An 18,586-nucleotide genomic window follows, 5' to 3' on the forward strand; every position below is an offset into this window, starting at 1 on the left:
GCTACTCCTGTCCGAGCGGTCGGAGTTCGTACTTGGGGTTGAAGAGCACCCGGCGGCCGTGGCTCATGGAGATCCGGCCGGTGGCGATCAGCTTGCGGCCCGGCTCGATCCCGAGGATGGAGCGGCGGCCCAGCCACACCACGTCCAGGGCGGCGGTGCCGTCGAAGAGCTCCGCCTCCAGGGCCGGCACCCCGGCCCGCGGCCGCAGTGTGACGGTGCGCAGTGTACCGGTCACCTTGACTATCTGCCGGTCTCCGCAATCGCCGATCTTGGTGCAGCCGGCGGCCTCGGCGTCCTGCTGCAGCTCCGCGGAGTGAAGCTCCTCCTGGGAACTCGACAGCCGGTCCAGCATTCTCCGGAAGCGGCCGGCCGGCTTGTCGGATTTACCAGGGGGCTCGTCTACGGCACTCATACGGCCAGCGTACCGGGAGCCCTCATAGGGGTCGCCGCCCGAACCGCGCGCACGGCGCTCAGCGTTCGAAGCGGTAGCCCATGCCCGGCTCGGTGACGAAGTGGCGCGGGTGCGAGGGGTCGGCCTCCAGCTTGCGGCGCAGCTGGGCCATGTAGACCCGCAGATAGTTGGTCTCGGTGCCGTACGACGGGCCCCAGACCTCCTGCAGCAGCTGCTTCTGGCTGACCAGCCGGCCCGTGTTGCGGACCAGGACCTCCAGCAGGTGCCATTCGGTGGGCGTCAGCCGGACGTCCGCGCCGCCGCGGTTGACCTTCTTGGCGGCCAGGTCGACCGTGAACCCCTCGGTCTCCACGACCGCGGCGCCCCCGGCCGCGCCGACGGGCTCGGCGCGGCGGACGGCGGCGCGCAGCCGGGCCAGCAGTTCGTCCATGCCGAAGGGTTTGGTGACGTAGTCGTCGGCCCCGGCGTCGAGGGCCTCGACCTTCTCGTCCGAGGTCTGGCGCGCCGAGAGAACGAGGATCGGGACCCGGGTCCAGCCCCGCAGCCCCCTGATCACCTCGACGCCGTCCATATCGGGCAGACCCAGGTCGAGCACGACCACGTCGGGGTGACGGGTGGCGGCGAGCCGGAGGGCGGTGGCGCCGTCGGAGGCGGCGTCGACCTCGTAGTCACGCGCCTTCAGGTTGATCACGAGGGCGCGCACGATCTGCGGCTCGTCGTCCACCACGAGCACCCGGTTCATCTGACGGCCTGCCTTTTCGTTTCGTTGTGGTCCGTGGTCGCTGATCACGAGGTGACCTGGGCGGGCAGTGGGGAGCCGGCCGGCGCGCGGCCCGCGGCGGCCCGCAGGGTGAGCACCATGGTCATCCCGCCGCCGGGGGTGTCCTCGGCGGCCAGCCGGCCGCCCATCGCCTCCACGAAGCCCCGGGCGACCGCGAGCCCGAGGCCGACCCCCGCGCCGCGCGGGGCGTCGCCGTACCGCTGGAACGGCTCGAAGATGCGGTCCTTGGCGCTGTCGGGGACGCCGGGGCCGCGGTCGGCGACGCGCAGCTCGACACGGTCGGCCAGGGCGCTGGCGGACACCAGGACGGGCAGGCCGTCCGGGCTGTACTTCACGGCGTTCTCCACGATGTTGGCGACGCTGCGCTCCAGCAGGCCGGGGTCGACCGCGACCATCGGCAGCTCCTCGGGGATGTCGAGGCTGACGCCGGTCTCCGGGACGCCGACCAGGGCCATCGGGACCACCTCGTCGAGGTCGATCTCGCGGATCAGCGGCGTGACGGTGCCGGTCTGCAGCCGGGACATGTCGAGGAGGTTGCCGACCAGGTGGTCGAGGCGGTCGGCGCCCTCCTCGATGCCCTCCAGCAGCTCGGCCTCGTCCTCGGGCGACCAGGCGACGTCGTCGGAGCGCAGCGAGGTCACGGCCGCCTTGATGGCCGCGAGGGGGGTGCGCAGGTCGTGGCTGACGGCGGCCAGCAGCGCGGTGCGGATGCGGTTGCCCTCGGCGAGGTCCCGGGCCCGCTCGGCCTCGAGGGCCAGCCGCTGCCGGTCCAGGACCACGGCGGCCTGGGCGGCGAAGGCCGCGAGCACCCGCCGGTCCTCGGCGGGCAGCACCCGGCCGGAGAGCGCGAGCGCCATGTGGTCGCCGACCGGCATGTCGACGTCCGCGTCCTCGGGCCGCTCGGGCAGCGGCGCTCCCCCGTTGCCGCCGACGCTGCCCGCGCAGGTCCAGGGGGCCACGTCGCTCTCCCGCTCCAGCAGGGCGACAAAGTCCATGCCGAAGGTCTCGCGGACCCGCTCCAGGAGCGCCTCCAGGCTGGTCTCGCCGCGCAGCACGCTGCCGGCGAGGAAGGACAGCACCTCGGATTCGGCGCGCAGCCGGGCGGCCTGGTGGGTGCGGCGCGCGGCGAGGTCGACGACGGAGGCCACACAGACGGCCACGGCCACGAAGACCACGATGGCGAAGATGTTCTGCGGGTCGGCGATGGTGAGGGTGTGGGTGGGCGGGGTGAAGTAGTAGTTGAGCAGCAGCGAGCCGACGGCCGCCGAGCCGAGGGCCGGCAGCAGCCCGCCGAGCAGCGCCGCCACCACGGTGAGGAACAGGAACAGCAGCACCTCGTTGGCGAAGCCCGGCCCGCTGTCGGAGGCGAGCGCGCGGCCCACGTGGGTGAGCAGCACGGTGAGCAGGACCGGCCCGGCCACCGCCACCAGCCAGCCCGCGATCAGCCGGGCGCGGCCGAGCCGGGCGCCGCGCGCGACGGGCAGACCGCGGCCCTTGGCGACCTCGTCGTGGGTGACGATGTGCACATCGAGGTCGGGCCCGGAGTCGCGGGCGACGGTGGCGCCCACCCCGGGCCCGAAGACGTACTGCCAGGCCTTGCGGCGGCTGGAGCCGAGCACGATCTGGGTGGCGTTGACCCCGCGCGCGAAGTCCAGCAGCGCGCGGGGGATGTCCTCCCCTATGACGTGGTGGAAGGTGCCGCCCAGGTCCTCGACGAGGGTGCGCTGGACCGCGAGCTCCTTGGGCGAGGCCGAGGTCAGGCCGTCGCTGCGGGCGATGTAGACGGCGAGGACCTCGCCGCCGGACCCCTTGGCCGCCATCCGGGCGGCGCGGCGGATGAGGGTGCGCCCCTCGGGGCCGCCGGTGATGCCGACGACGATGCGCTCGCGGGCCTGCCAGGTGGAACGGATGCTGTGCTCGGAACGGTACTGCTGGAGGTACTCGTCGACCCGGTCCGCCGTCCACAGCAGGGCCAGTTCGCGCAGCGCGGTGAGGTTGCCGGGCCGGAAGTAGTTGGACAGCGCGGCGTCGATCTTGTCCAGCTGGTAGATGTTGCCGTGCGCCATCCGGCGGCGCAGCGCCTGGGGCGACATGTCGACCAGCTCGATCTGGTCGGCGCGGCGGACGACCTCGTCGGGCACGGTCTCCCGCTGCCGTACCCCCGTTATCGACTCCACCACGTCGCCCAGCGACTCCAGGTGCTGGATGTTGAGGTTGGAAACAACATTGATCCCCGCCCGCAGCAGCTCCTCGACGTCCTGCCAGCGCTTGGCGTTCCGGGAGCCGGGGACATTCGTGTGGGCGAGTTCGTCGACGAGGACGACGGCGGGGCGGCGGGCCAGGACCGCGTCCACGTCCATCTCGGTGAAGCGGGCCCCGCGGTACTCCATCTCCCGGCGGGGCACCTCCTCGAGGCCGCGCAGCATCACCTGGGTGCGCGGGCGGCCGTGGTGCTCGACGAAGCCGACGACGAGGTCGGTGCCCCGCTCGGCCCGCCGGTGTCCCTCGGACAGCATGGCGTACGTCTTGCCGACGCCCGGCGCCGCGCCGAGGTAGATCCGAAGCTTGCCACGTGCCATGGTTTCATTTTCCCTGGTGGACGTTTCCCCTGATGCGCGCCTGGTTTTCGGCGGGGGTGTCAGTGTGCGTCGGCGGGGGTGTCAGTGTGCGGCGAGCTCGCGCACCGCGATGTTCAGTTTCAGCACGTTGACGTGGGGCTCGCCGAGAAAGCCGAGGATACGGCCGTCGGTGTGGTCCTCGACCAGCTTCCTGACCCTGTCCTCGGGCAGTCCGTTGGCCTTGGCCACGCGGGCCGCCTGGAGCCTGGCGTAGGCCGGGGAGATGTCCGGGTCGACGCCGGAGGCCGAGGCCGTGACCGCGTCCACCGGGACGGCCGCCGGGGGGACCCCGTTGAACTCGGCCACCCGCGCCCTGCGGTCCTTGACCGCCCGCAGCAGCACCTCGCTGTCCGCGGCGAGGTTGGAGGCGCCCGAGACAACGATCTTGTACTGGGTGTTGTAGACGTTGGTGCCCGCCGCCGACGGCCGCGGCTGGAAGTACCGGGGATCGGGCAGCGGATTGCCGTCCTTGTCCTTCTCGGCCGGCTTGTCGAGGTTATAGGTCTGGCCGATCAGCTCGGAGCCGACCACCTTGCCGTGCGCCTTCACTTCCGAGCCGTTGGCCTGGGCGTGGAAGGCGGCCTGGGCGATGCCGGTGACCACGAGCGGGTAGGCGACGCCGCAGACGAGGGTGAGCACCAGCAGCGCGCGGAATCCCGCCCCCACCAGTCGGGCCGTGCCGCGTACGGAGTTGTTCATGTCGTCACCCGATCCCGGGGATCATTGAGATGAGCAGGTCGATGAGTTTGATGCCGATGAACGGCGCGATCAGGCCGCCGAGGCCGTAGATGCCGAGGTTGCGGCGGAGCATCCGGTCGGCGCTCACCGGCCGGTAACGCACGCCTTTGAGGGCCAGCGGCACCAGGGCGATGATGATCAGGGCGTTGAAGATGACCGCGGAGAGGATCGCGGACTGGGTGGACGCCAGGCCCATGACATTCAGCCTGCCCAGGCCGGGGTAGGCCGCGGCGAACATCGCGGGGATGATCGCGAAGTACTTGGCGACGTCGTTGGCGATCGAGAAGGTGGTCAGCGCGCCGCGCGTGATCAGCAGCTGTTTGCCGATCTCGACGATCTCGATCAGCTTGGTCGGGTTGGAGTCCAGGTCCACCATGTTCCCGGCCTCCTTGGCGGCCGAGGTGCCGGTGTTCATGGCCACGCCGACGTCCGCCTGGGCGAGCGCGGGGGCGTCGTTGGTCCCGTCGCCCGTCATCGCGACCAGCTTGCCGCCGGCCTGCTCCCGCTTGATGAGCGCCATCTTGTCCTCGGGTGTGGCCTCGGCCAGGAAGTCGTCGACCCCCGCCTCGTCGGCGATCGCCCGGGCGGTCAGCGGGTTGTCGCCCGTGATCATCACAGTCTTGATGCCCATGCGGCGCAGCTCCTCGAACCGCTCCCGCATGCCCTCCTTGACGACGTCCTTGAGGTGGATGACGCCGAGCACCCGCGGGCCCTCGGCGTCCTCGGCCGCGACGAGCAGCGGGGTGCCGCCGGCCGCCGAGATGGCGTCGACGGTCTCCTGGGCGTCGGGCGGGACCGTGCCGTCGCGCTCGGTCACCCAGGCGGTGACGGCCGCGGCCGCGCCCTTGCGGACCCGCCGTACGGACCCGTCGGCCTCGGTGAGGTCCACCCCGGACATCCGGGTCTGGGCGGTGAAGGGTACGAACGTCGAAGAGGCAGGGTGGCCCAGCTCTCCCTCGTGCCGCGCCCGCAGCCCGTACGCCTCCTGGGCGAGGACCACCACCGAGCGGCCCTCGGGCGTCTCGTCGGCCAGTGAGGACAGCTGGGCGGCGTCGGCGAGCTCCTCCTCGGCCGCCCCGCCCACCGGCACGAACTCCGCCGCCTGGCGGTTGCCGAGGGTGATGGTGCCGGTCTTGTCGAGCAGCAGCGTGGACACATCGCCCGCCGCCTCCACGGCGCGCCCCGACATGGCGAGCACATTGCGCTGGACGAGCCGGTCCATGCCGGCGATGCCGATCGCGGACAGCAGGGCGCCGATGGTGGTCGGGATGAGACAGACCAGCAGCGCGGTGAGCACGATCATCGTCTGCTCGGCCTTCGCGTAGATCGCGAACGGCTGCAGGGTGACGACCGCGAGCAGGAAGACGATGGTGAGCGAGGCGAGCAGGATGTTCAGCGCGATCTCGTTCGGCGTCTTCTGCCGGGCGGCACCCTCGACGAGGTTGATCATCCGGTCGATGAAGGTCTCGCCCGGCTTTGTGGTGATCTTGATGACGATGCGGTCGGAGAGCACCTTGGTGCCGCCGGTCACCGCGCACCGGTCGCCCCCGGACTCCCGGATGACGGGTGCCGACTCGCCCGTGATGGCGGACTCGTCGACGGACGCGACGCCCTCGATGACGTCCCCGTCGCCCGGGATGACGTCCCCCGCCTCGCAGACCACCAGGTCGCCGACGCTCAGCCCGGCCCCGGGCACCCGCTCCTCGCCTTCGCCCCGGCCCACGAGGCGGCGTGCGACGGTGTCGGTCTTGGCCTTGCGCAGGGTGTCCGCCTGCGCCTTGCCGCGGCCCTCCGCGACCGCCTCGGCCAGGTTGGCGAAGACGACGGTGAGCCACAGCCAGGTGGTGATCGCCCAGCCGAACCAGTCGCCCGGGTGGACGCAGGCCAGCACGGTGGTCAGCACCGAGCCGATCTCGACCACGAACATGACCGGGGACTTGGCCATGATCCTCGGGTCGAGCTTCCGGAACGCGTCCGGCAGCGAGCCGATCAGCTGCCCCGGGTCGAACAGGCCGCCGGAGACCCGGCCGCCGCTCGCCTGGGGCGCTTCCGGCCGCTCGTCCTGGGGTGCCAGGGGCATCGGGGTGGTGGTCGTGCTCATGAGAGTCCCTCCGCCATCGGGCCAAGGGCCAGCGCCGGGAAGTAGGTCAGTCCGGTGATGATCACAATCGCGCCCACGAGCACCCCGGTGAACAGGGGCTTCTCGGTGCGCAGGGTGCCCGCGGTCTCGGGGATCGGCTTCTGCTCGGCGAGCGAGCCGGCCAGCGCCAGGACGAACACCATGGGCAGGAAGCGGCCGAGCAGCATCGCGAGGCCGATCGTGGTGTTGTACCACTGGGTGTTGGCGTTCAGGCCGGCGAAGGCGGACCCGTTGTTGTTGGCGCCGGAGGTGAAGGCGTACAGCACCTCGGAGAAGCCGTGCGCCCCGCTGTGGTGCGCCGAGTCCGACGCGGTGTTGAGGATCGAGTCCGGCGGGGTGGACAGCGCCATCGACACGGCCGTGAAGCCGAGCGCGAGGGTCGGGGTGATGAGGATGTAGCAGGCGGCGAGCTTGATCTCGCGGGTGCCGATCTTCTTGCCCAGGTACTCGGGCGTCCGGCCGACCATGAGACCGGCGATGAAGACCGCGATGACGGCCATGATCAGCATGCCGTAGAGGCCGGAGCCGACGCCGCCCGGGGCGATCTCGCCGAGCATCATGCCGAGCAGGGCGATGCCGCCGCCGAGGCCGGTGAAGGAGGAGTGGACGGAGTCCACGGCACCGGTCGAGGTCAGCGTCGTGCTCGTCGCGAAGATCGCCGAGGCGCCGACGCCGAAGCGCTGCTCCTTGCCCTCCATAGCGCCGCCCGCCGCCTGGAGCGCCGGACCGCTGTGGTGGAACTCCGTCCACATCATCAGCGCGGTGAAGCCGAGCCAGATCAGGCCCATGGCGGCGAGGATCGCGTAGCCCTGCCGGACGTTCCCGACGAGCTTGCCGAAGGTGCGGGTCAGTGAGAACGGGATGGCGAGGATCAGGAAGATCTCGAAGAGGTTGGTGAAGGCGTTCGGGTTCTCGAAGGGGTGGGCGGAGTTGGCGTTGAAGATGCCTCCGCCGTTGGTGCCGATCTCCTTGATGGCCTCCGTCGAGGCCACGGCGCCGCCGTTCATCTGTTGGCTGCCGCCGGTGAGCTGCCCCACCTCGTGGATGCCGGCGAAGTTCTGGATGGCGCCACAGGCGACCAGCACCACCGCGGCGACGACCGAGAGCGGGATGAGGATGCGTACGGTGCCCCGTACCAGATCGGCCCAGAAGTTGCCGAGCTCTCCGGTGCGCGAGCGGGCCAAGCCCCGTACGAGCGCGATGGCCACCGCGATGCCGACGGCCGCGGAGAGGAAGTTCTGCACCGCGAGGCCGGCCGTCTGGACGACGTGGCCCATGGACTGCTCGCCCGCGTACGACTGCCAGTTGGTGTTGGAGACGAAGGACGCGGCGGTGTTGAACGCCTGGTGCGGGCTGATCGGGGTGAAGCCGAGCGACAGCGGCAGCTGGCCCTGGAGGCGCTGCAGCAGGTACAGGAAGAGCACGCTCACCGCGGAGAAGGCGAGCACCCCGCGCAGATATGCGGGCCAGCGCATCTCGGTGCCCGGGTTCGCGCCGATGGAGCGGTAGATCCACTTCTCGACGCGGAGGTGCTTGTCGGAGTTGTAGACGGCGGCCATGTAGTCGCCGAGGGGTCGGTACACCAGCGCGAGCGCAGCGATGAGGGCGACGAGCTGGAGTACCCCAGCGAGTTCGGAACTCATCGAGCCCGCCGCCGCGGCTGTCGGCACCTCAGAACCTCTCCGGGAAGACGAGAGCGAGGACCAGGTAGCCCAGGAGGGCGACGGCCACGACCAGACCCACGACGTTTTCGGCGGTCACAGCTTCGTCACCCCCTTGGCGACGAGCGCCACCAGCGCGAAGACCGCGATGGTGGCGGCGACGAAGGCCAGATCGGCCATCGTGTGCTCCTAGAGGTTCGGAGAGGAAGTGACCCCTTGAGGAAACCTCCCTTCCGACCGCTTTTGATCGCCGTTGACGGCTCTCTGACGGCTACGGCCGCGCTGTTGACGCTTCCCTTACGCACGCAGGCCGGTCTCTTTCGCACACAAGCCGGTGGGCCGCACTCCGAGGGAGGGAGTGCGGCCCACCGGCGCTGCTGGCGTCAGGCTCTGCCGACGACCTGGATCAGCCGGATGCCAGCGAGCAGCCCGCCAGGGCGTCGAGACCAGAGGGGGCGGTCGCGCCCTGGCGGGAGATCGAGATGCGGATACGGTCGATCGTCGAGGCGCGCTTGCCCTCCAGCGGGCCGAGGATCGCGTTCTGTACGAAGTTCGGGCCGCCCTGGCCCACGGACGAGGCCAGCCGCTTGTTCGCCTCGTCGATCTGCGTCTGCAGCAGCGTCAGGTTGCGATCCACCTCCGCCTGGGCCTTGGCGGGCACAGCGCCGACCTTCGAGGCGACGTCCGGACAGCTGATCGACTGCCCGGTCCCGGTCCCGGCCCCGGCGTCCGAGCCCGCGCCGTCCTCCGCCCCGGAGCCCGGATCCGTGGGTTCGGCCGTGGCCGGAGCGGACGCGGAGGGCTCCGCCGCGCCGCCGGAGCCCGCGTCGGAGCCCTCCCCCGCACCTGCGGCACCGCCCAGGGAGCACTCGGCGAGCGCGTCCAGGCCTTGCGGCTTCTCGGCCTGACGGCCGATGGAGATCGCGATGCGGTCCAGGGTGGACTTACGCTTGTCCGCCAGGGGGCCGAGGATCGCGTTCTGTACGAAGTTCGGGCCGCCCTGGCCCACGGACGAGGCCAGCCGCTTGTTCGCCTCCTCGATCTGCGTCTGCAGCAGCACCAGGTTGCGGTCCACCTCCGCCTTGGCCTTGGCGGGGATCTCGGGAAGCGAGCCCGTCACATCGGGGCAGCTGATGGTGGATGCCGCTTTGGTGCTCGCATTGTTGCTCGCTCCCGAGCCATCCTGCCCGGCCATGGCGGCTCCCACCGCGACGGCCGCGCAGGTGACACCGCCGATGGCGCCAACAACCATGACTCGCCGGCGGTGCAGTAACGGAAGGCCACGGGACATCTGATCACCTCGTGAGGTCACAAACAGCACGGTCTACTGGTGGCGCCCCGTCCTGCCCCTGCTCCGGGTCGCTCAAGGTCTCGCGCCCATCAGTACGGGCGGGGTGACGGCTGTGTTCAACGTGCCCTCAGAAAAAATCTCTCCCGGGAAAAGCCCGAGGGGCCCGGGAGACTGGCTCCCGGGCCCCTCGGACTCGGACGGCGACAGCGACATCGCGCAGAGCGCGGACGCTCAGCGCACCTCGCTGATCTCCGGGCCGCGCTGCAGCCGGTCGGCGCCCCCCGCGAACCGCGAGCCCTGCGCCTCCTCCTGCTGCACCCCGTCGGGCACCATCTGCGCGTCGTCCGGCAGCTTCAGGACGATCGGATCGCGCGGGGCCATCGGACCGTCGCCGCGCACCACGACCGTGTCCCGGAAGATCGCTTCCAGCAGACTGCCCGTCTCGGGCTGCACCGCGCCCTGCCCGGAGATCACCCCGCGCAGGAACCAGCGCGGCCCGTCCACGCCGACGAAGCGGACCACCTGCACGCCGTTCTTGCCGTCCGGCAGCTGCACCGGCACCTGGGCGCGCAGCTCCCAGCCGAGCGGCCCCTCGACCTCGTCGACGACCCCGCCCTGCTGGGTGATGCCGGTGGCGATCTCGTCGCGCACCTCGCCCCAGATGCCTTCCTTCTTGGGCGCGGCGAACGCCTGGAGCTGGACGGCACTGTCCCGCAGCACCACGGTCGAGGCGACGATCGCGTCCCCCGCGACCTCCACCCGCAGCTCCATGCCCTCGACACCGGGCACGAACATGCCGCCCAGGTCCACCCGGCCCTCGCCCGGCTCACGCACCTCGGATACGTCCCACGGCCCTTCGGGACGCGGCGCCGGGGGCAGGCTCACCCTCTCGGCGACGGCGTCCTCGTCAAGGTCCGCGGCGGCATCCCCGTCCTCGGCGCCTTCGGCGTTTTCGGCCAACTCCTCGGAGGCCACGTCGAGCGGCTCGACGTCCTCCTTGCTGCGCTTGCGGCGACGTCCGAACACGTCATCGTCCTTCCCGGTCGGAACCGACCGAAGCGTAACTAGTCCCGCCCATAGCTCTACCCGTTGAACCATCCACTGCGGCATGACCGCCGGTGGACCCGAAGCCCCCGTCGGCCCGCGCCGAACCGGGAAGCTCCGCCACCTCGTGGAAGCGCACCTTCTCGACCTGCTGGACGATCAGTTGGGCGACCCGGTCGTAGCGCTCGAACCGCACACTCTCGCGCGGGTCCAGGTTGACCACGATCACCTTGATTTCTCCACGGTACCCGGCATCAATGGTCCCGGGCGCATTCACCATGGCGACCCCGCAACGGGCGGCGAGTCCGGACCTCGGATGCACGAAGGCGGCATACCCGTCCGGGAGCGCGATAGACACTCCGGTCGGCAGTACCGCGCGCTCACCCGGGGCGAGCTCGGCCGCCTGTGTGGTGACGAGGTCGGCACCGGCGTCGCCGGGATGGGCGTACGCGGGGATCGGCACCTCGGGGTCCACCCGGCGGATCAACACATCTACGGGCGTCACGGTCACGCCTTCCCCTCTGCCTTTGCCTGTGCCTTTGCCTGTGCCCGCTTCTCCGGCCGCGGGCCGCTCACGGATTCACCTCGAACGCGCGCGCGACCTTCACCTGGTCCGGGTCGGCGAGCGCCGCGTCGATCTCCTCCGACCGGCCGTTCTTGATGAAGTGATCGACCTTGACCTCTATGAAGAGCGCGTCGGCGCGCACCGCGACCGGGCCGTCCGGGCCGCCGATCCGGCCCGTGGCCGTGGAGTAGATCTTGCGCCCGTGCACCGCCGTCACCCGCGCGTCCAGGTGCAGCACGGCGCCGACGGGCACCGGCTGGAGGAAGTCCGTCTCCAGCCGTCCGGTCACCGCGATGACCCGCTGCAGCCAGCTGAGCGACCTGAGCGTCTCGTCCAGCGCCGAGGTCAGCACCCCGCCGTGAGCGAGGCCCGGCGCGCCCTGGTGGCCGGGGCGTACCGTGAACTCGGCCGTGACGCTCACGCCTTCGCCGGCCCGGGGCTCAAGACCGAGACCGTGCTCCTGGCCGCAGCCGAAGCACCCCTCGTAGTGCGCCCCGAGGGCCTCCCCGGGCGCGGGGGCGTCGGGGTGCCGTACGGGTGCCCTGGCGCCGTCCGGCGGCTTCAGCGCGGTCTTTGCTCCACTCACATCGGCTGACCTTACCCGCGCCGGAAGCGCCGGTCGGCGGCCATGCCAAGCTTGGGCCCATGCAGTCTTACGAAGAACGCCTGACCGCACCCCGTTCATGGTGGTTCATCGCATTTCTGGTCGGGGTCGCGACGGCGCTGATCCTGCTGCCGTTCGGGACGCTGCCGATGCTCGGCGGTCTGATCGGCGGGGCGGCGGCCGCGGCGGTCGTGGTGAGTGCCTACGGTTCGGTGCGGGTCCGGGTGGTGGCGGGCTCGCTGGTCGCCGGAGAGGCGAAGATCCCGGTGTCGGCGCTGGGCGCGGCCGAGGTGCTGGACCGCGACGAGGCGGCCGCCTGGCGCACCTACAAGGCCGATCCGCGGGCGTTCATGCTGCTGCGCAGCTACATCCCGACCGCACTGCGGGTGGAGGTCACCGATCCGCAGGACCCGACGCCGTACGTCTACGTCTCGACCCGCCATCCCGAGGCCCTGGCCGCCGCGCTCTCGGCCGTACGGGCGCAGTAGCCCGCCGGACCTGCGGGCGGGTGGGTCAGACCTCCAGCGGCGGAAGCGCGCCCCAGGGCACCTGCCGGGCGCGCAGATCCTTGCGGATCTTCCGGGCGAGCTTCTTGGTGTCGCGCCGGTTCATCGCGGCGCCCACGGTGGCGCCGATCATGAAGGGCGCGAGGTTCGGCAGATTGCGGAAGCTGCGCTTGAGGACCTGCTGTCGCAGCTCACGCTTCATCTGGACGCCGAGCGCGGCGTTCACACTCGCCGGGACGGCGGCGTCGATGCCGCGCTCCTCGGACCATGCCCCGAGGTAGGCGATGGCGCGCTGCCGGACGGTGCCGGGCGCGCGCACCCCGTAGACCTCATGGAGCTCGGCGATGAGCTTGATCTCTATCGAGGCGACGCCGATGATCTCGGCGGCCAGCTCGGTGGGCATGGCGGGCGGGACCGGCAGCATCGCCGCAGCGCCGACGCCCGCGCCCACGGTGGAGGTGCCGTTCGCGGCACCGGCCACCAGCTTGTCCGCGATCTCTTCCGGGCCGAGCCCGGGGAACTGCTCGCGCAGCGCGGCGAGGTCGCGGACCGGAATCCGCGGAGCGTTCGCGACGATCCGGTCGGCGACCGCGTAGACCCCCGCTCTGGCACGCTCGCCTCCCTTACGGGCACCTCGGCCGACAGCGGCCGCGAGCGAGGCCATCCGGCCTCGCTCGACGTGCGCGTCGGTCACGTCGCCATGCTCCGCATCCACGCCGGCCCCGCGGCTTACGCCGCGCAGTCGCGGCAGATCGGCTGGCCGTTCTTGGTCTCGTTGGCCAGCTGGCTGCGGTGATGCACGAGGAAGCAGCTCATGCAGGTGAACTCGTCGGCCTGGCGGGGCAGCACCCGCACGGACAGCTCCTCGTTGGAGAGGTCCGCGCCGGGCAGCTCCAAGCCCTCGGCCTGCTCGAACTCGTCCACGTCGACCGTCGACGCGGACTTGTCGTTCCGCCGGGCCTTCAGTTCCTCAATGCTGTCCTCGTTGACGTCGTCATCGGTCTTGCGTGGGGTGTCGTAGTCCGTTGCCATGTCGCTCTCCCCCTCTGGGTGTCTGCGGTGTCTCCAGCGCACGTAACGCGTGAGAGGCCGGACTTGTGCCCGACCCGAGGCGGAGATTTTGCCTCACATCAAGGTCTGTTACTCAATCGACACCCAACCGCACCCCTGAAGAAGTGATCGGCTTGGATGGCGATCGGGACCGTACACGGTCCGAATGTCGCACTCACATGCGCCCTCACGTGTACTTCCCGTGATCACGGCCTCCGGAAACCCGGACTTTCCCGGCTTTCCACCGACCGTGACGATCACACAGAGTATATGGCCTGAAATTCGTCCGTGTGATCGATCACACAGGATACAGGTGGGGGGCGGATCGCCAAAATTCCTCCCAAAGCGAACAGTGCACGGCGGTGTTCTGGAACTTCTCCCATTCTCTGCCGGTCTTTCAGACCGGGAGCACGACCCGCATCACCAGGCCGCCGCCGTCCCGCGGCTCCGCGGTGATCCGTCCGCCGTGCGCACGGGCCGCGGAGCGGGCGATCGACAGGCCGAGCCCGACGCCCTTGTCGCTGCCCGTACGCTCGGTGCGCAGCCTGCGGAAGGGCTCGAAGATGTTGTCCAGCTCGTACGCCGGGACCACCGGGCCGGTGTTCGCCACCACCAGCACCGCCTGCCCCGCCTGCCCCGCGCCTTCCTGCACCTCGGTGGTCACCTCCACCCAGCCGTCCTTGGGGATGTTGTACCGCACCGCGTTCTGGATGAGGTTCAGCGCGATCCGCTCCAGCAGCACTCCATTGCCCTGAACCACCGCGGGCCGCCGCACCCCCCGCACCTCCACGCCCTTGTCCTGCGCCTCCGTACGGACCTGCTCGAGCGCCTGGGAGGCGACCTCGGCGAGGTCCACGGGCTTGCGGTCGACGATCTCGTTGTCACTGCGGGCGAGCAGCAGCAGACCCTCCACCAGCTGCTCGCTGCGCTCGTTGGTGGCCAGCAGCGTCTTGCCGAGCTGGGTCAGATCGGGGGACGCCTGCGGGTCGGAGAGCTGCACCTCCAGCAGGGTGCGGTTGATCGCCAGCGGGGTGCGCAGCTCATGCGAGGCGTTGGCCACGAACCGCTGCTGGGCGGTGAACGCGCGGTCCAGGCGCTCCAGCATCTCGTCGAAGGTGTCGGCCAGCTCCTTCAGCTCGTCGTCCGGGCCGTCCAGCTTGATCCGGCGGGCCAGGTCCGACCCCGCGACCTGGCGCGCGGTGCGGGTGATCCGGCCGAGCGGCGAGAGCACCCGCCCGGCCATGGCGTAGCCGAACGCGAAGGCCAGCACGGCCAGGCCCAGCAGCGCCAGCAGCGACCGGCGCAGCAGGGCGTCGAGGGCGAGGGCGCGCTGGTGGTTCATGCACTGCGCCACCGCCTGGTTGAACAGCGTGGTGCTGCTCTGGCTGGGCAGCTCACAGCTGGGGTCGGTGAGGCTGTAGTCCATCTTGACGATCTGGAAGGGAAGCTTGCTGCTCCCTTGCAGGACGTCCGCCGCCAGCAGGTAGATGATCGTCAGCAGCACCACGCCGGCGATCAGGAACATCCCGCCGTACAGGAGGGTCAGCCGTATCCGGATCGTGGGGCGCAGCCAGGGGCGCGGACTCGACATCGGCCGCGGGTCCCAGCTGGGCTTGGGTGGTGCGGTGGGCGGAATCGGGGTCGTGGCCATGCCCGGTCAGATCCGGTAGCCGGAGCCGGGCACCGTGACGATCACCGCGGGCTCGCCGAGCTTGCGGCGCAGCGTCATGACGGTGACCCGGACCACGTTGGTGAACGGGTCGGTGTTCTCGTCCCACGCCTTCTCCAGCAGCTGCTCGGCGGAGACGACTGCGCCCTCGCTGCGCATGAGCACTTCGAGCACCGCGAACTCCTTGGGCGCCAGCTGGACCTCCCGGCCGTCCCGGAAGACCTCGCGGCGGTTGGGGTCCAGCTTGATCCCGGCGCGCTCCAGCACGGGCGGCAGGGCGACGGTGGTGCGGCGGCCGAGCGCCCGCACGCGAGCGATCAGCTCGCTGAAGGCGAAGGGCTTGGGCAGATAGTCGTCCGCGCCGATCTCCAGCCCCTCGACGCGGTCGCTGACGTCGCCGGAGGCGGTGAGCATCAGCACGCGGGTGGGCATGCCGAGCTCGACGAGTTTGCGGCACACGTCGTCGCCGTGAACCAGCGGGAGGTCCCGGTCGAGGACGACCACGTCGTAGTCGTTGACCGCGATCCGCTCCAAGGCGGCGGCCCCGTCGTACACGACGTCGACGGCCATGGCCTCCCGGCGCAGTCCGGTGGCCACCGCATCGGCGAGCAGTTGCTCGTCCTCGACGACGAGTACACGCACTTTCGTCAGTCCTTCCCTTGGGTGCCTTACGGGCGCGATGGAAAATGCCCGGCGGGCTCGATCCGGCCGGACTCGATCGGCGCCCGGCGCCTCCATCCTGCCTCGAAGGCTCATAAACCGGCGGTAAGGGGGATCCGGAAGGGTCTGCTCAAGATTCTTTTTCGGCAGAGGTTTCCCCTCGGGAAGCGATGGGGAGGACGACTGCACACCCGCGATCACGCCCTGTGTGTGGCATCCCACAAGCCTCTCTGCCATCAACAGGGACCACGCACGTGATCGTCCCGCCGTCGGCACACCCCCGTGCCACCGACCCACGACGAGGGGGCGCACATGGACGCGTTCACCGCAGGCATTCTGCAGCGTATAGAGACCACCAAGTCCGATCTCACCCGCGCCCGTGAGACGGGCGACGACTACCTTGCCGATGTCGAGCTGTCGGAGCTGGAGGACCTCCGCCGGCTGGCCGCCGAGCATGGCGTGGAGGTCGGCGCGATCGCCTGACGGCGATCTCCCGGCATCCGCGCTCACCAACCCTGCGACGCCCCGGCTGCCCTTGCGGCACCGGGGCGTCGCGCTGCGTTCAGGCCGCGTTCATGAGGTGCGGGCCCGGATCGGCGCCGTCAGTCGTGCCAGGCGCCCAGGTCCTCCAGGAGCCGCTGCAACGGCTCGAAGAGGCCGGGGGGCGCGGCGATGGTGAGCTCGCCCGAGGCCGGTACGCCCGGCCGGCCCCCGGTCAGCGCGCCGGCCTCGCGGGCTATCAGCGCGCCGGCCGCGAAGTCCCACGGGTTCAGCCCGCGCTCGTAGTAGCCGTTGAGCCGGCCGCACGCCACATCGCACAGGTCGATGGCGGCCGACCCGCCGCGCCGGATGTCGCGCACCTGGGGCAGCAGCGCGCGGACCACCTCGGCCTGGCCGACGCGCCGCTCGGTGCGGTAGCCGAAGCCGGTGCCCACGAGAGCCTGGTCGAGCACGGGCGCGGGGCGGCAGTGCACCCGCTCCCGCCGCTCCTGCGCCCCCTGTGGCTCCTGCGCCTCCGGTACGAGGTATGCGCCGCCGCCGAGGACCGCGTGGTACGTCTCGCGGCGCATCGGGGCCGTCACCACGCCCACCACCGTCTCGCCGTCCCGCTCGGCGGCGATGCTCACCGCCCAGGCCGGCAGGCCGTAGAGGTAGTTGACCGTGCCGTCGATCGGGTCGATCACCCAGCGCACCCCGCTGCTGCCCTCGGTGCTCGCGCCCTCCTCCCCCAGCACGCCGTCGTCGGGGCGGCGGGCGGCCAGGAAGTCCGTGATCAGCTTCTCGGCGGCCAGGTCCATCTCGGTGACCACGTCGATGGGGCTGGTCTTGGTGGCGGCCACACCGAGGTCGGCCGGGCGGCCGTCACGGAGCAGCTCCCCCGCCCGGTGGGCGGCCTCCAGGGCGACGTCGAGGAGTTCGGTCGTGAGCGGGTCGGTCATCGTGCTCCTAAGGGCGTGCGGGCGGACGGCACAGTCCCCCCGCTCAGTCTTGGCGCGCTGCAACGCGCGGGCTTCCTTCGTCACTGGTCGCTCGGGCCGGGGGTCGAGGCGGGACGCGCTGGGTCGGCTCCCCGGGGTGGGGGCGGGACGCGCTCAGTCCGTTCCCGCGGCGGCGGGCCGCGGCGCCCGGGCCGGGCAGCAGCCCGCCGGGCAGAGGTCGTGGCTCGGGCCGAGCGCGCCCAGCGCGCAGCGCGCCGGCGCGGCCGCCTCCCGGCCGGCGGCGAAGCGCTCGGCGGCCGCGCGCTCCAGGACCAGGTCGCGCACCGCGGCCGCGAAGCGCGGGTCCGCGCCCACGGTCGAGGCGCGCGCGACCGGCAGCCCCAGTTCCTCGGCCTTGGCCGCCGCCTCCGTGTCGAGGTCGTACTTGACCTCCATGTGGTCCGAGACGAAGCCGATCGGGACCATCACGGCCGCGGGGGCGCCCGCGCCGTGCAGCTCCTCCAAGTGGTCGCAGATGTCCGGCTCCAGCCACGGGATGTGCGGGGCGCCGCTGCGCGACTGGTAGACCAGGCGCCAGGGGTGCTCCACGCCGGTCTCCTCGCGCACCGCATCGGCGATCAGCCGGGCCACGTCGAGGTGCTGGGCGACATACGCGCCGCCGTCCCCGTGGTCCCGGGGCGGGCCGGAGGTGTCGGCGGCGGCGGTCGGAATGGAATGCGTGGTGAAGGCGAGGTGCGCCCCGGCGCGCACGGCCTGGGGCAGCTCGGCGAGCGCGGCGAGCGTCGCGTCGACCATGGGCCGGACGAAGCCGGGGTGGTTGAAGTAGTGCCGCAGCTTGTCGACGCGCGGCGGCTCGAGGCCCTCCGCCTCGAGCACGGCGAGCGCGTCGGCGAGGTTCTCGCGGTACTGACGGCAGCCGGAGTACGAGGCGTACGCGCTGGTGGCCAGCACCAGGACGCGGCGGTGGCCGTCGACGGCCATCTCTCGCAGGGTGTCGGTCAGATAGGGCGCCCAGTTGCGGTTGCCCCAGTAGACCGGCAGGTCGAGGGCGTGCTCCGCGAAGTCCTTGCGCAGCCCCTGCAGCAGCTCGCGGTTCTGCGCGTTGATCGGGCTGACGCCGCCGAAGAGGAAGTAGTGCCGGCCCACTTCCTTCAGCCGCTCGCGGGGGATGCCGCGGCCGCGCGTCACGTTCTCCAGGAACGGCACCACGTCCTCGGGGCCCTCCGGGCCGCCGAAGGAGAGCAGCAGCAGGGCGTCGTACGGAGCGGAAGACCGAGCGGGAGATGGCTGAGCTGACTGTTCCGGCATGTCCCCGATCCTGCCACCCGGCACAGACGGGCGGGAAATACACCTGCGCCGCCCTGTGGATGCCCGTAACCTGTCTCGGCGCCTACGTTCCTTACCTGCC

General features: G+C 71.2%; 19 protein-coding genes. 2 read left to right on the top strand and 17 right to left on the bottom strand.

What is annotated here, in order from left to right; all coding sequences use genetic code 11:
* Position 1: 1 nt before the first annotated feature.
* The 11 genes from PV419_RS32365 to PV419_RS32415 all read right to left on the bottom strand — a co-directional run bounded on the left by PV419_RS32365 (position 2) and on the right by PV419_RS32415 (position 11,836).
* Positions 2-412, bottom strand: a complete 411-nt coding sequence (locus tag PV419_RS32365; protein ID WP_078610406.1) for an OB-fold nucleic acid binding domain-containing protein — start codon at positions 410-412, stop codon at positions 2-4.
* Positions 413-470: 58 nt separating this feature from the next.
* Positions 471-1,154, bottom strand: a complete 684-nt coding sequence (locus tag PV419_RS32370; RefSeq protein WP_319695027.1) for a response regulator — start codon at positions 1,152-1,154, stop codon at positions 471-473.
* Between the two features lie 44 nt (positions 1,155-1,198).
* A complete protein-coding gene (locus tag PV419_RS32375; RefSeq protein ID WP_319695028.1) occupies positions 1,199-3,772 on the bottom strand; it encodes a sensor histidine kinase KdpD in 2,574 nt (857 codons plus the stop codon).
* Between the two features lie 81 nt (positions 3,773-3,853).
* The gene (kdpC, locus tag PV419_RS32380) at positions 3,854-4,510 is read right to left on the bottom strand and encodes a K(+)-transporting ATPase subunit C (protein WP_319695029.1); all 657 of its coding nucleotides are present in this window, start codon (positions 4,508-4,510) and stop codon (positions 3,854-3,856) included.
* Positions 4,511-4,514: 4 nt separating this feature from the next.
* Positions 4,515-6,650 (bottom strand): potassium-transporting ATPase subunit KdpB, encoded by a 2,136-nt coding sequence (gene kdpB, locus PV419_RS32385; protein ID WP_415925420.1) that lies wholly within the window; start codon positions 6,648-6,650, stop codon positions 4,515-4,517.
* Complete coding sequence (gene kdpA / locus PV419_RS32390) at positions 6,647-8,332, bottom strand: potassium-transporting ATPase subunit KdpA (RefSeq protein ID WP_319695030.1); 1,686 nt, start codon at positions 8,330-8,332, stop codon at positions 6,647-6,649. Before kdpA ends, kdpB begins: the two co-directional genes overlap by 4 nt.
* A 28-nt stretch (positions 8,333-8,360) precedes the next feature.
* Positions 8,361-8,450, bottom strand: a complete 90-nt coding sequence (kdpF, locus tag PV419_RS32395; protein WP_037802756.1) for a K(+)-transporting ATPase subunit F — start codon at positions 8,448-8,450, stop codon at positions 8,361-8,363.
* 306 nt (positions 8,451-8,756) lie between these two features.
* The gene (locus PV419_RS32400) at positions 8,757-9,641 is read right to left on the bottom strand and encodes a hypothetical protein (RefSeq protein WP_319695033.1); all 885 of its coding nucleotides are present in this window, start codon (positions 9,639-9,641) and stop codon (positions 8,757-8,759) included.
* Between the two features lie 231 nt (positions 9,642-9,872).
* Positions 9,873-10,667 carry a DUF3710 domain-containing protein gene (locus tag PV419_RS32405; RefSeq protein WP_319695035.1) on the bottom strand — a complete coding sequence of 265 codons (795 nt, stop codon included), beginning with the start codon at positions 10,665-10,667 and terminating at the stop codon, positions 9,873-9,875.
* Position 10,668: 1 nt separating this feature from the next.
* The gene (gene dut, locus PV419_RS32410) at positions 10,669-11,196 is read right to left on the bottom strand and encodes a dUTP diphosphatase (protein WP_319695036.1); all 528 of its coding nucleotides are present in this window, start codon (positions 11,194-11,196) and stop codon (positions 10,669-10,671) included.
* A 61-nt stretch (positions 11,197-11,257) separates the two neighbouring features.
* Positions 11,258-11,836: a PaaI family thioesterase gene (locus PV419_RS32415; RefSeq protein ID WP_319695037.1), complete on the bottom strand. Its 579-nt coding sequence runs from the start codon at positions 11,834-11,836 to the stop codon at positions 11,258-11,260.
* A 59-nt stretch (positions 11,837-11,895) separates the two neighbouring features.
* Here PV419_RS32415 and PV419_RS32420 point away from each other — a divergent pair, with 59 nt between their 5' ends.
* Positions 11,896-12,342 carry a DUF3093 domain-containing protein gene (locus PV419_RS32420; protein ID WP_319695038.1) on the top strand — a complete coding sequence of 149 codons (447 nt, stop codon included), beginning with the start codon at positions 11,896-11,898 and terminating at the stop codon, positions 12,340-12,342.
* A 25-nt stretch (positions 12,343-12,367) separates the two neighbouring features.
* Here PV419_RS32420 and PV419_RS32425 read toward each other — a convergent pair whose 3' ends face one another.
* The 4 genes from PV419_RS32425 to PV419_RS32440 form a co-directional block, all read right to left on the bottom strand.
* Entirely contained in the window at positions 12,368-13,171 is an 804-nt protein-coding gene (locus PV419_RS32425; RefSeq protein WP_415925423.1) for a hypothetical protein, read from the bottom strand.
* On the bottom strand, positions 13,090-13,392 hold the full coding sequence (locus tag PV419_RS32430) for a DUF4193 domain-containing protein (protein ID WP_014175864.1): 303 nt from the start codon (positions 13,390-13,392) through the stop codon (positions 13,090-13,092). The genes PV419_RS32425 and PV419_RS32430 overlap by 82 nt, the downstream gene beginning before the upstream one ends.
* Positions 13,393-13,807: 415 nt before the next feature.
* Positions 13,808-15,061: a HAMP domain-containing sensor histidine kinase gene (locus PV419_RS32435; RefSeq protein ID WP_319695039.1), complete on the bottom strand. Its 1,254-nt coding sequence runs from the start codon at positions 15,059-15,061 to the stop codon at positions 13,808-13,810.
* Positions 15,062-15,067: 6 nt separating this feature from the next.
* Positions 15,068-15,721: a response regulator transcription factor gene (locus PV419_RS32440; RefSeq protein ID WP_065965394.1), complete on the bottom strand. Its 654-nt coding sequence runs from the start codon at positions 15,719-15,721 to the stop codon at positions 15,068-15,070.
* 300 nt (positions 15,722-16,021) lie between these two features.
* Between PV419_RS32440 and PV419_RS32445 the strand changes: the two genes are divergently transcribed.
* Positions 16,022-16,222 (top strand): hypothetical protein, encoded by a 201-nt coding sequence (locus tag PV419_RS32445; RefSeq protein ID WP_319695147.1) that lies wholly within the window; start codon positions 16,022-16,024, stop codon positions 16,220-16,222.
* A gap of 119 nt (positions 16,223-16,341) precedes the next feature.
* Here the strand turns inward: PV419_RS32445 and PV419_RS32450 are convergent, their stop codons facing one another.
* Both PV419_RS32450 and PV419_RS32455 read right to left on the bottom strand, forming a co-directional pair.
* A complete protein-coding gene (locus PV419_RS32450; protein WP_319695040.1) occupies positions 16,342-17,178 on the bottom strand; it encodes an inositol monophosphatase family protein in 837 nt (278 codons plus the stop codon).
* Positions 17,179-17,331: 153 nt separating this feature from the next.
* Positions 17,332-18,486 (bottom strand): ferrochelatase, encoded by a 1,155-nt coding sequence (locus PV419_RS32455; RefSeq protein WP_319695041.1) that lies wholly within the window; start codon positions 18,484-18,486, stop codon positions 17,332-17,334.
* Positions 18,487-18,586: the final 100 nt, after the last annotated feature.

The sequence above is a fragment of the Streptomyces sp. ME19-01-6 genome (assembly GCF_033793745.1).
Taxonomy (GTDB): domain Bacteria; phylum Actinomycetota; class Actinomycetes; order Streptomycetales; family Streptomycetaceae; genus Streptomyces.